The organism is Acidobacteriota bacterium, from assembly GCA_016715115.1.
In the GTDB taxonomy this organism is placed as follows: Bacteria; Acidobacteriota; Blastocatellia; order Pyrinomonadales; family Pyrinomonadaceae; genus JAFDVJ01.
Genome location: JADKBM010000004.1, coordinates 434,534 through 446,808 on the forward strand (window position 1 = coordinate 434,534; position 12,275 = coordinate 446,808).

Annotated in this window: 10 protein-coding genes; all 10 read right to left on the bottom strand. The window is 52.8% G+C overall.

What is annotated here, in order from left to right; genetic code table 11:
• Positions 1–172 precede the first annotated feature (172 nt).
• Positions 173–949, bottom strand: coding sequence for a glycosyltransferase family 2 protein (locus tag IPN69_04140; protein ID MBK8809903.1), 777 nt, complete (start codon positions 947–949; stop codon positions 173–175).
• A gap of 119 nt (positions 950–1,068) precedes the next feature.
• Complete coding sequence (locus IPN69_04145; GenBank protein MBK8809904.1) at positions 1,069–1,245, bottom strand: hypothetical protein; 177 nt, start codon at positions 1,243–1,245, stop codon at positions 1,069–1,071.
• 29 nt (positions 1,246–1,274) lie between these two features.
• Positions 1,275–2,078 carry a polysaccharide deacetylase family protein gene (locus IPN69_04150; protein ID MBK8809905.1) on the bottom strand — a complete coding sequence of 268 codons (804 nt, stop codon included), beginning with the start codon at positions 2,076–2,078 and terminating at the stop codon, positions 1,275–1,277.
• Positions 2,079–2,233: 155 nt separating this feature from the next.
• Positions 2,234–2,857, bottom strand: coding sequence for a hypothetical protein (locus IPN69_04155; protein MBK8809906.1), 624 nt, complete (start codon positions 2,855–2,857; stop codon positions 2,234–2,236).
• A gap of 200 nt (positions 2,858–3,057) precedes the next feature.
• The gene (gene asnB / locus IPN69_04160; GenBank protein ID MBK8809907.1) at positions 3,058–4,944 is read right to left on the bottom strand and encodes an asparagine synthase (glutamine-hydrolyzing); all 1,887 of its coding nucleotides are present in this window, start codon (positions 4,942–4,944) and stop codon (positions 3,058–3,060) included.
• Between the two features lie 3 nt (positions 4,945–4,947).
• Complete coding sequence (locus IPN69_04165) at positions 4,948–5,973, bottom strand: phospholipid carrier-dependent glycosyltransferase (GenBank protein ID MBK8809908.1); 1,026 nt, start codon at positions 5,971–5,973, stop codon at positions 4,948–4,950.
• A 343-nt stretch (positions 5,974–6,316) separates the two neighbouring features.
• Complete coding sequence (locus IPN69_04170; protein MBK8809909.1) at positions 6,317–8,026, bottom strand: carbamoyltransferase; 1,710 nt, start codon at positions 8,024–8,026, stop codon at positions 6,317–6,319.
• 3 nt (positions 8,027–8,029) lie between these two features.
• Positions 8,030–8,863: a class I SAM-dependent methyltransferase gene (locus tag IPN69_04175; protein ID MBK8809910.1), complete on the bottom strand. Its 834-nt coding sequence runs from the start codon at positions 8,861–8,863 to the stop codon at positions 8,030–8,032.
• Positions 8,864–8,874: 11 nt separating this feature from the next.
• The gene (locus IPN69_04180; protein MBK8809911.1) at positions 8,875–9,999 is read right to left on the bottom strand and encodes an SDR family NAD(P)-dependent oxidoreductase; all 1,125 of its coding nucleotides are present in this window, start codon (positions 9,997–9,999) and stop codon (positions 8,875–8,877) included.
• Entirely contained in the window at positions 9,986–10,864 is an 879-nt protein-coding gene (locus tag IPN69_04185; GenBank protein MBK8809912.1) for a glycosyltransferase, read from the bottom strand. The genes IPN69_04180 and IPN69_04185 overlap by 14 nt, the downstream gene beginning before the upstream one ends.
• Between the last annotated feature and the right edge of the window lie 1,411 nt (positions 10,865–12,275).

The window sequence follows — 12,275 nt, forward strand, 5'->3', positions numbered from 1 at the left end:
TTCAGGCGTGATCCGCGGCGCTACGAACCCGTATTCCCGCGTGAGGGCGACCGGCGCTTATCGTTGAGCGCGAGAAACTTCGATCATCGCGTCCGTCACGCGTAAACGCGTTACTCTTGCGGGGCGCGTCACTCTTGCGGGAATCACGCGTAAACGCGTTACTCTTGCGGGGTTACCCTTCCAATTCGCGTCTCGCTTCGCTGATCGTTTTCGGCCGGACGCGGTACGATGCCGGAAGGCCAACGAGCAGATTGTATTTCGCGATGTACCAAAGCGCCGCGACGCCGTCGCGAACCCCGATCTTCTTGCCTTCCTCGTATGTCCGCCCGTAATAGCTGATCGGAACCTCGTAAACCGCGCATTTCAGCTTGGCGATCTTCGCCGTGACCTCGATCTCGAAACCGAAACCGCTCGAAGTGATCACCATATTGCGGATGATCTCTCCGCGGAACGCTTTGTAGCACGTCTCGACATCCGACATATTATGGTTCGTCAGCAGATTCGAGAGAAACGTCAGGCCTTTGTTAGCGAGGTAGTGATAGAAATAGATGACGCGCGCGGCGCGTTTGACCATAAACCGCGAACCGTAAACGACGTCGGCGTGGCCGTCGATGATCGGCCCGATAACATCCGCGATCTCGGCCGGATCGTATTCGAGATCGGCGTCCTGAATGATGACGATTTCGCCGGTCGAAAGTTCGAATCCCTTCTTCAATGCCTCGGTCTTGCCGCCGTTGCGTTCCTGCCGGACATATCGCACCCGCGAATCGCCTTCCGCCAGTTTGCCCGCGATCTCCGGCGTCCGGTCGCGCGAACAGTCGTCGACGATGATAAGTTCGTGCAGATGCGGAAGTTCGAGCACCTTCCCGACGATCTCGGCGAGCGTCGCCTCCTCGTTGTACGCGGGCATTATCACCGACAGCATTCTTTCGTTCGAATCTCGCTTCATAGCAAAGTGAAGATTGTAGTCTATCGGCGTGATTTTTGAAATGGAGCGCGGGCATCCCTGCCCGCACGACGCGCGAGCGTCGAAGGCGTCGTGCGGGCAGGGATGCCCGCGCTCCGACGCTAATCGATAAACTCCCGGAACCAAAGTTCGAGCATCAGCAGGGTCCAGACCTGATAGGTATGATCGCGCGCCGCGGAGGTGTGTTCGTCGACGTATCGGGTCACTTCCGACGGCTTGAACAATCCGCGTTTCAGCGAACTGTCGGACAGAAGCACGTCGCGCACGTAGTCCTTCATCTCGCCGCGGCTTTTCGCGCTAATCGAACCTATCGATCTCGATTTATCCCCAACGCTTGAAATCGAGCTTCCCAACGCTGATTCCCATAGATCGTGAAGCGTGGGAAGCACTCGCCCGTCCTTCTTGAATAGTCTTCATCAACAAGCAACGGGAATCGAATGCCGTTCATCTTTAGGATATCGAGTTGAGATTCTCGGTAGCTCCCGTTTGGAAAAGCATAGATATCCACCGCCGAGCCGAGTTGTTCCTCGAAGAAACCAATACACTGAGCGAGATCGGCCGAAAAGAACTCGTCCGACTCGAATGCCATTGATTCGTGGGAATACGAGTGCACTCCGATCTCGTGATCTCCGGCGACCTCGCGAATCTCTTTGATATCCATCATTCTGGTCATTCGAATTTCATGCTGCGATATCGTTGATTCGATCGCTTCGAATATTTGTTCCCGTTCGCTCCGCGGACGATTCTTCAAATAAGAACTGATCGCAAGGCCGAAATTAACCCTGTCGCTTGTTGAATCGCCGGCGAGTTTTTTCTCAAAACCGGGAATTTCGAGTGAGTTGATCACCCGCCGGTCGGTTGAGTTGAGAAAATCATAGAGCCGAACATTCCAGATCGGGATTCCGCTTTCCGCACATGCCGGGATGATGTTCATGTTGGCCTTGAGGCGATGCTTCTCAAGCAATGGAATGGCGTACTCTATGAAATTATGATATCCGTCATCGAAAGAGAGAATCGCCAGCGGTCGATTGGTCACCACAGATTCAAGATCCCTGAATCCAACGATCTCGAAGTTCTCGGTCAGAAACCCCAGAAGATCGTCAAAAATCATCGGATGAAGTGGCGCCCAGAAGGGATTAAAATGCGGTGAAACCTGATGGAGGTTTAGAATGGTGACCAGACCTTCACGTCTGATCGCTTCGATTAGCCGCCTGTCACGTCGCAACAACCTCTGGGTGAGAAAATATCCGGCTTTTAACGCTCGCTTCATATATCGGCAGATACCAATTTCAGATGCCCAGAATCGTCCTTTAGGCGATTCGAATCACGGAAATACCGGCTGAAGTTATTCTCAAAATTCCGCAGAGCACGTCGCGCCTCGAACCCGTTCCAGTCAACGCTGAAGAAAACACTGCCGTCGGCAATCGAATTTTGTGGGATTCCGTCCACAGGGCCATTTTCGGCGAAACGGCTTAAAACGCGAAGGTAAAGCACGTGAGCGTGGTCCATAACCTTCAAATGCAATTCCTCCAATGACTCCCGTCCGGTGAGCGGTGTTTGTTCCGTCGCTAGGATCCGGCCCGTATCAATTCCCGGATCGATCCACATCACCGTATTGCCGATCAAATGAAACCAATTCCTGGCAAGACACCAGTTCGTGCAATTAGGTCCTCCCTTAACATAAGGTGAGATTCCGGTATGAAGGTTGAGAATACGGTTCGGGAACTCGTCAATCAGTCGTTTCCCGACAAGATTCGTTCCTGAAACGATAACAAAGTCGGGCGACTCCCGTTTGAGAATCTCAAGCGTCAGCGGATCGTTTATGTTGTCGACTTTCGCTATCGGCGCGCTCGGATATTCCGGATACTGTCTTTCATAGTGGCCGAGCATTTCGAACCAAGAGTTCACGAATACCGATCCGCCCAACCGTGTACTAAGGCGGGCCGCAAAAAGGTGTATTCTCTTAACGAACGGAGGTCGACGCCGAGGAGTATTACGGGACAGCACTATCGAAGCAACATCCGCAAGAGATGCGATCTTGTTGCAGAGTGCTTTTTGATTCGGCTGATCGCCGGTCAGAATAACGACTTTCATTGATCGATAAACCGCTCAAACCAAAGTTCGAGCATCAGAAGCGTCCAGATCTTCCAGGAGTTATCCTTAATGTCGGATTTTTGCTCGTCGATCAGTCTTTCGACGACGTTTGGATCAAAAAGTCCACGCTGACCGGCCTTCTCCGACAAAAGTACTTCTCGTGTGTAATCGTTCAATTCATTGCCAAGCCAGTATTTGATCGGGATCGCGAAGCCCATTTTCTGGCGATAAATCACGTCGCGCGGCACAAGGCGAGCTGCCACCTTCTTTAGAAGCGTCTTCGTCTCAGTTCCCCGTTGTTTCAACCGTTCCGGCAATGAGGCCGCGAACTCGATCAGCTTGTGGTCGAGGAACGGCGAACGCGCCTCGAGCGAATTCGCCATCGACGCGATATCGACCTTGACCAGCAGATCGTTCGGCAAGTAGTTCATCAGATCGGTCAAGAGAACGGTATCTACGATTCCGGTCCCCTTCGGCTCGTCCAAATACTTGGCGAAGAACCTATGCGGAATCGACCCGATCGTTTTGCTTCTCAAGTCGTTTGAGTAGAGCTCTTCTTTGCCGGCAGCGTCAAATGTACTGAGCCACAGTACATAACGATCCGACGGCGACATCGACGCGGCACGAAGAAACCGTTGGAATCGAACGAACTTGCTCCGGAAATTGGTCGAGCTCGGAATCGACGTCAGTGAAGGTTCGATTAGCTTTCGCCTAAGAAACTCCGGCAGCCGCCGATAGTATTCGGCGAATCGCATTGCCACGTGTCGCTCGTAGCCCACAAAACTCTCGTCACCTCCATCGCCGTTCAACGCGACGGTGACGAAGTTCCTCGTCTCCTTAGAAACGTAATAAGTTGGAATTGCTGACGGATCCGCATACGGCTCGCCGTAGTGTTCCACAAGTGTCGGAAGGATCTCAAGCGCGTTCGGACGGACGATGAACTCGTTGTATTCGGCGCCGACGTGCTCGGCGACGCGTTTCGCGTATTTCAGTTCCGAAAAATCCTGTTCCTCGAACCCGATCGAAAAAGTCTTAACCGGTCGGTCCGAAAGCTGCGCCATCAGCGCGACGACGGCCGACGAATCGACTCCGCCCGAAAGAAATGCTCCCAGAGGGACTTCGGAGATCATCCGCAGACGGGTGGCTTCTTTCAGGATGCGGGTCGTTTCTTCGATCGCTTCCGTCTCGTCGATCTTTATTTTTCGGGAAAAATCCGGCAGCCAGTAACGTTTCGTTTCGACCTTGCCGTCCTTCCAGCGAAGCCAGTGGCCCGGTTCGAGCTTGCGGATCGCGGCGAACGCCGTTTGCGGCGCCGGCACGCAGAGATATGTCAGATAGCTGTCGATCGCCTCGTAATCGACGTCGCGCGGGACGTCCGGGTGTTCCAAAAGCGCCCGAAATTCCGATCCGAAAACAAGATCGCCGTTCGGCCGGTGCGCGTAAAGCAGAGGTTTTTTGCCGACGCGGTCGCGCGCAATGAACAATGAGCGGTCGGTTTCGTCCCAGATGGCGAACGCGAACATCCCGCGCAAATATGAGATGCAGTCCGCGCCGTAGCGGTCGTAGAGGTGAACAATGGCTTCGGTGTCGGAGTTTGTGTAAAACTTGTCGCCGAGTTTTTCGAGGTCGGCGCGGAGTTCCTGAAAGTTGTAGATCTCGCCGTTGAAAACGATGACCTTCGAACGGTCGGTGTTGAACATCGGCTGATGCCCGCCGGCGAGATCGATGATCGCGAGGCGCCGCATCGCGAGCGCGACGTTTTCGTTGACGTAGAAACCGTCGTCGTCCGGCCCGCGATGGACGATCGCCGTGTTCATCCGCTCGACCGCCGAGCGGTCCGCGGCGCGGCCGTTATTGTTTACGAATCCGACAATTCCGCACATCGCTTAGCCTTCAACGCCCCGTTTGATTAAATGCGCTTCCTGTTTCTGCCGCGCGGCCAGCCGCGCCGCCCGATGATTCTCGCGCTTCTCCTGCATCAGCGTCCAACCGACGGCGATGAACATAAACAAAAACACCTGGATCTGCGTCCGCTGCCGGTACGCCGTCCCGACATTCCCCTGAAAGATGGAATAAGCGATTGTCAGCATCAGCGTAAAGATCAGGATCGGGATCGCCTCGCGGAGCTTATGCCTGATGGTGTAGGCGAGACCGGTAAAGATCAGCGGGATCATCGCCCACCAGACGAACATTTCGGGCATCGTGATCGCCTGCCGCAAACTCGTCGCCTGCCACGGAAACGGCGCCAGCATCAGGAAGAGAAGCCCGATCGGAAGCGCGACGACCGCACCTTCAGCGGTTGAGACATCCAGGTCTTCGCCGAATCCCGAATCACCGCGTTTTGCCATATCCGAACGGCTCGCCTGAAGCCTTTCAAAGTCGCCGAATTTTTCAAAATTATCGGTTGCCGTTCGCAAAACGCCCAAATATGTCAACGCGACTCCCATTATGACCAGCAGAATCAGGCCACGAGCCATCGACTTCGCCGATCCGCTCTGTCCGATGATAAAGCTCCCGGCGACCGAGACCGCGACCATATAGAAGATATAAAAACGCAGCGAGAGGATGCCGAAAAGGGAGAAGATCAAAACCGCGACGGCGACATAACTGAAATTCTTCTGGAGCCTGATGACCATCGTCATCGCCAGAACCAGAAGAAAGATGATCAGCCCGTCCTTCAGCAGTTGCCCAGACCAAATGATGAAAGCCGGGAGAAACGCGACCAGCAGGGCGGCAAGCTTGCCGACGCGCCGGTTATGGAAGATCTTCATCGAGCAGATATAGACCAGCGGCGATGTCGCGGCGCCGATAACCGCGCAAAAGGACTGCGCCGCAAGAGGGTTTGGCCCGGTCACGAGATAGATCAGCGCGACGAGGTAGTTCATTCCCCAACCTGGCGTTCCGGTGCTCATTGCGCGTATTGACAAGTAATCATCGGAATTTGCAAGACCAAACCAAACATCAACAATCTGTTTTCCGTGTCCATCATAAGTTACCGCGTCAGCGCCAAAAAACTCTAGGAGGCCCGAAACATAGATAAACAAACCAAATGCAAGTCTGAGCGCGAGTGCGGAAAGGAACAATTTAGACAAGAACCGCGTGTCGTCGGTTAGTCGACCAATAGCCAGAAGAGCTGGAAGAGCGATGATTGCCGTGAAAAGAGCCGCAACCGCACCTTCAAAACCAGCTGTGACGACAAACGTCAAAGCAATCAAAAAACAAAGAATTGCCCAGGCTTTGCTCATCTCAAACCGATCAATCTCGTCGAATTACTAAACAATTTTCCAATATCAAGGCATCAAAACTCGCATTCCGAAACGTATTGATCGCGTTTTCAGGCGTACAGACTATCGGTTCCTGGATATTGAATGACGTATTGAGAAGAAGCGGGATTCCGGTGATCTTCCGAAATTCATCGATAAGAGTCCAATAGCGCGGATTAACTGCCTTGTTTACCATTTGTGGCCGCGCAGTTCCGTCAACGTGAACAACGGCCGGAATCTTCTTCTTCCATTCTTCTGCAACCTGTATGACCGTAATCATAAAAGGGTCGTGGTGCTCGACACCAAAAATTTCCCGCCCGTATTCTTCGAGCATCGACGGTGCCAACGGCCGAAACCACTCGCGAAGCTTGACCTTATGATTGAGAATCTCGCGCATGTCAGCGCGGCGCGGATCCGCAACGAACGATCGCGCGCCCAGCGCCCGCGGCCCCCACTCCATCCGGCCGTTGAACCAGCCGATGATCGCGCCCTCCGAGATCATTTTTGCGACGCGCGGCAACAGCACCTCGTCGGGCAATGTCTCATATTCCAACCCCGCGGCATCGAGCGCGGACTGACATTGTTCGTGGCTGAATCCGGGTCCCCAATATGCGCTGTTCATGACATAACTTCGCGGATTGCCCAGCTTTTGATGCCAAACAAAATAGGCCGCACCGAGACTGCATCCGGCATCGCCGGCCGCCGGATGCACATAAAAATTCCTGAAAGGCGTTTCGTGGAAAATGCGGCCGTTCATAACCGAGTTAAAGGCGACCCCACCCGCCATACATAGATTCTCCTCGCCCGTCATTTCTTTGATGTCTTTGACCAGAGCGATTGCCGTGTCCTCGAGCACTTTTTGCGCCGAACATGCGATATCCCAATGGTGTTCCGTCAGTTCCTCGCCTTTCTTCCGGCCGGGACCGATCTCGTTCGTGATCGCATCGGGGAATTGATAGTGTTTCGCGAGATGATGGTCGAGAACCGTGATATCGAATTCGAATCCGCCGCCTGCATTCTTTTTCAGAACGCGTTCGCGGAGAAAATCGTAGTATTTCGGCTTACCGTATGCCGCGAGCCCCATCACCTTCCACTCGTCGCCTGCGAACATGTCGAAGCCGATGTAATTGGTGACGGCGGAGTAAAACTGCCCAAGGCTGTGCGGCAGTTTGATGCGTTTCAGAACCTTGATCTTGTTGCCCTTACCTTGGCAGAACAAGGTCGTCGTGTCCTCGCCGGTTCCGTCCCAGGTAAGGATCGCGGCCGAATCGAACGGGGAAACAAAGAAGGCCGACGCAGCGTGCGTCTGATGATGCTCGAGATAATGGAACTTGAAATCAGACGGACCGAAATGCTCGCGCAAACGTTTCGGGTGTTTGAACATTCCGAGATAACTGTCCGAAACCTGAGCGACTCCACGATCCGCCCGCGCTTTGAACATCTCTTTCGAGACAAACGCCGCCTTCAGCGCCTGCATCGCCTTATGCCGGAGAATCCAAGGCTTCCAATAGTGTCCAACGTGTTCGACATCTTTCAGTTCGATGCCGGCAGTGTCGAGACAGAACCGAATCGCTTCATACGGAAACCCGCTGTGATGTTTTTTGCGCGAAAAGCGCTCTTCTTCGGCCGCCGCAACTATAACCCCGTCTTTGATCAAGGAGGCGGCCGAATCGCCCAGCGTTGTTAAACCCAAAATATACATAGGCTATTTCTTAAATCCGACCGCGCACCAATGTGGCATTTCATCGCTGAATTCAATTCTTTCAAGTCCGGCTCCCGACAGCATTTTCTCGATATCGATGCGTGTGAACCGAAATTCGAGCCGCGTACCGAACCGATCTAGCGCGTCCGTTCGGAGGGTGTAAAAGCTTTTGTCCCGGTAGTTTGCCAATGGAAAAAACGAAACGTCGAATCCGATCAACTCGGCAAATCCGGCAACTCGCGAAAACGGAACATAGATCGTGAGCGCAAGGACATCAGTCACGAAGTGCTTGATCCGTGCCGGCAGTGCCGCGATCATTCGGCGCAAGACATCCGAAATGAACCACAAGCCGCGAAACCAACCGGGTCGATTATCAAATGCATAATACAAGTAGATCAAAAACGGCGCGCCCGGCTTGAGTTTCGCCACGCACTGCCTGATTCCTTCCAACGGATCCGGAATATGATGCAACACTCCAAGTGAATAACCAAAATCCATCGATCCGTCAGGAAGAGGAAACTCGTCAACAGAGGCGTTGTGAAATTCGCAATTTGAACTTGAGCCCAAATTTCGCCGGGCGACTTCGAGGGCGTCTCGGCTCGCGTCGATGCAATGGAGCCGTCCAACTTGCGGCGCGACCGACTTCGCCCAACGCCCGCTGCCACAACCGAGGTCAAATCCGACCGCATCCGAATCAAGTTCGTCCCACGGAAAGATCCGGAAATAGCTGTCGAAGATCCTGAGCCGCTCGGTCTCGTCGAGATCCGACTGATCAAAGCGACTCCATTCCTCTCCAAACCCTTCTACGGTTTTGGCGTCGATGTTCGATGAACTCATCCGTCGCGTCGCTATTTGACGAGATTGCGTGCCGCCAATTCCGCCGTCGCGGAAAGCACGCGATCATCGGCGCTTTGTTTGCCAACCCATTCGAGCAGGGCCACGAGCCCGTCTTCGAGCGTAACTCCAGGATCATAATTCAAAAGGGTCCGGGCCTTCGAGATGTCCGAAACACAATGTCGAATGTCGCCTTCACGGTACTTCCCGACATACTCCGGCACAATGTCCTTTCCGAGTCCGCGTGCAATCATTGCAGCGATTTCGCCGACCGAAATCGGACGCCCGCTGCCAATATTTACCGGCTGATAGTCGGCCTTGTCCGTTTCGAGCGCAAGGAGATTCGCCTTTACTATATCGCTGACATGCACGAAATCGCGAGTCTGGCCGCCATCCTCGAAAATCATCGGCCGCTGATCATTAAGCAAACGCGATGAAAAGATCGCGCAAACTCCGGTATACGGATTTGAAAGCGCCTGACGAGTTCCGTAAACATTGAAATACCTAAGCGCAACGGTCGGAATCTTGTATGCTCGACCAACAGAAATACAATACTGTTCCTGATCCTGCTTGCTGACGGCGTAAACCGAGGTCGGAAACAGCGGCTTTTCTTCCGTCGTTCCGATTGATCTCAACTCCGATCCGCATTTTCCACATTTCAATTCCCATTCGTGGGCCGCGAGTTGTTCGCCGGAACGAAGTTCAGGATATGTCGTTTGATCGCAGCCGCAACAGACATACGCGCCTTCACCGTAAATCGACATTGACGATGCGACAACGAGTTTTCGGAACTGACCGGCTCGTTTGATCATCTCTTCAAGGACAACCGCCGTTCCTAGATCATTGGCCTTTACGTAGCGCACGATCTCGTACATTGATTGCCCGACGCCGACTTCAGCGGCTTCATGATAGACCACATCGATTCCGTCGAGCGCCTTTGAAACAGCGTCGGCATCACAAACGTCGGCACGAATAAACTCGGCGTGCCTGTTAATGTGTTCGGGAACTTTCCCGCCGTGAACCTGTTCCACGATTGAATCGAGAATTCGAACCCGATGTCCTTTCTCGACGAGTGCATCCACGAGGTGTGAACCAATGAACCCGGCACCGCCCGTGACAAGAATATTATGTTTTTCCATATGAACTACTAACGCGTTTCCCTACCACGGTCTTGAACAGTTCGGCGACGCGTGGCGCTTGTACATGAGCTGAATACTCCTGCTCGACCGTTCTTCTCCCTTCTCTTCCCAGACGAAGTCGAAGTTCTCGAGAATCCAAAAGCCGCTTCAGTTTCTCAACCCACTCAGTTTTGCTTGCGGCAAGAAAGCCGTTGATCCCATCTTTGATGATCGTCGAATTTACCCCGACCGGAGAACAGATTGTCGGAATTCCAAGCGCCATATATTGCAATGCTTTCAGACCGCATTTCCCCTTGCTCCAAGCATCGTCAGGCAGTGGCATAATACCAATATCAATATGCGATAAATCCGAAATCTCCGTTTCGGATCTCCACGGAACCGCTTCAGCGTTTATGCCTTCAATCTCGTAACTGCCCGTGCCGATTACACGGAGACGAAAATCCTTCTCACGAGAAAGTTCTTGAAGAACGTCGCGAATTGTATCGAGATGTTGGACGGTACTAAAACTGCCACTCCACCCTACAGTAAGTTGATCGAGATTTGTCGGTTTTTCGACAACGCGGTATTTTTGCGTATCAATTGTAGTCGGGATAATTGTGACATTGTGATTGAAGCGGCGGGAATAGTCAGCCAGGAACTCGTTCCCTGCCATGACGTGCGCAGAACATTTAATTATCGTCTGAGTTTTTCCGGGAAACTTCAAATAACTAAGGTAGCCATTGGTCGGACTCTTATATGCGAGGAAAACCGCGTCGTCAAAGTCAAAGACCATTGGAACACCGCTTCGGGCAACTAACCGTTCGAACCATGCGGGACCGAATAAGGCCGATTCACGAAAAACGTAAACCAAATCATAATTGGCCAAGGATGTTAGATTCCGCCTCCGGCGCGCGATGCTCTGGAGAACCGCTCTCGCCTTCGCAAGCACTCTCCCGTTGGAATGTAAAATCTCGTTAAGTGCGGGGGTTTCGAACGGAGAGTATTCAATCTCTATCCCCTCAGAGGCAAGAATCGGCTCCCATTGCTCTATTCGGAATCTTTGTCCCGGGGTCGTATCGAATCTGCTGGGGACTATCGCCAAAACTCTCATAAAAGCCTAAGTGGTCGATACTAACAACTATGTTCCGAGATTGCAAAACGGCGTCCAGGCCGTCACCTGCGAGGTTGGTTAAAACCAAACTGAAGAATCCGATCGATCGAATCGCATCTCCGTACTATTGCGATTGGGGATTCTTCGTCAAAAGCCTCGCATATAACCGACGATACCGCGTTCCGCCAACCGCCGAAAGATCAAATCGTTCCATTGCGCTTCTGCGACAAATCGCACTTTGGGATTTGCGATCCTTCATAAGCGCATCGAGTCCTTCGATCGCGATTGAGAGTGACTTCAATTCAAAGTCTCGAATAACAACGCCAGTCCCGTCGGTCTCAATTTGATCGGTCGTATCTCCAATACCGTCGTTCGCAATTATCGAAAGCCCACACGCCAGATACTCCGCGTTCTTTGTTGGCGACGAAGCCTTTTTCGAATAGCATGGCTTAATGAATGAGATTGCCGCATCGGCCGCGCTCAAATACTTCGGGACGTCATCCGGCGAGACTCTTGTTACCAGGTAATCGTGAACGCCGTAGCCCATGTCTTCTAAGAGAGTCCGAATCAACTCCGGGTCGGATTGTGTAAGAATCATCGCGTAGGCGTTTGGCTTTTCTTGACGCAACACTCCAAAGAATCTACCGGTTTCCTCAGTTAGATACCAACCGCCAAATGCTCCGACATATGCTATGACCAAGCGATCGCTTATACAAAGTTTGGATCGCATCTCAATCCGCAATTCCTCATTGACAATTTCGAACCGATCGAAACCGACGCAGCAGGGAATAACCTCAACTGGCCGCCCGTTTCTGTCCCGGCCTGTGTCAGTGCTCTCGGGAAACAAAATGTTCCGAGCCTGTTCCGTGAGCAAGACAAATCCGTCCGAAACTCGCATCAACCACCGTTCCAGACCTTTTACGGTCCGGAAAAGCAAACCGCCGGTGGGCCAAAGTCCCGCATCGACGTATTCTTCGGGAAAGAAACCCCGAATATCGAAAAGGAGTTTTGGCTTTCTTCCGAAAAGAAAACGATTCGCGATTGCGCACATCAGCGCCGGGGTGTGCACTCGCGCATGGAGAATATCAAACTTTTTCCGCCTCGCATTTCTCCAAATATAGAAAGCGCCGCAGAAGACATCGAAAATGGTGGCCGGCACCGACGGGCGTTTGTGATAGGTAAGAAA

Excerpts from the sequence above, each read along its gene's own strand:
- IPN69_04140 (MBK8809903.1), bottom strand. The coding sequence starts at position 949 with ATGAAGCGAGATTCGAACGAAAGAATGCTGTCGGTGATAATGCCCGCG.
- IPN69_04145 (MBK8809904.1), bottom strand. The coding sequence starts at position 1,245 with ATGAAGGACTACGTGCGCGACGTGCTTCTGTCCGACAGTTCGCTGAAA.
- IPN69_04150 (MBK8809905.1), bottom strand. The coding sequence starts at position 2,078 with ATGATTTTTGACGATCTTCTGGGGTTTCTGACCGAGAACTTCGAGATC.
- IPN69_04155 (MBK8809906.1), bottom strand. The coding sequence starts at position 2,857 with ATGCTCGGCCACTATGAAAGACAGTATCCGGAATATCCGAGCGCGCCG.
- asnB (MBK8809907.1), bottom strand. The coding sequence starts at position 4,944 with ATGTGCGGAATTGTCGGATTCGTAAACAATAACGGCCGCGCCGCGGAC.
- IPN69_04165 (MBK8809908.1), bottom strand. The coding sequence starts at position 5,973 with ATGAGCACCGGAACGCCAGGTTGGGGAATGAACTACCTCGTCGCGCTG.
- IPN69_04170 (MBK8809909.1), bottom strand. The coding sequence starts at position 8,026 with ATGTATATTTTGGGTTTAACAACGCTGGGCGATTCGGCCGCCTCCTTG.
- IPN69_04175 (MBK8809910.1), bottom strand. The coding sequence starts at position 8,863 with ATGAGTTCATCGAACATCGACGCCAAAACCGTAGAAGGGTTTGGAGAG.
- IPN69_04180 (MBK8809911.1), bottom strand. The coding sequence starts at position 9,999 with ATGGAAAAACATAATATTCTTGTCACGGGCGGTGCCGGGTTCATTGGT.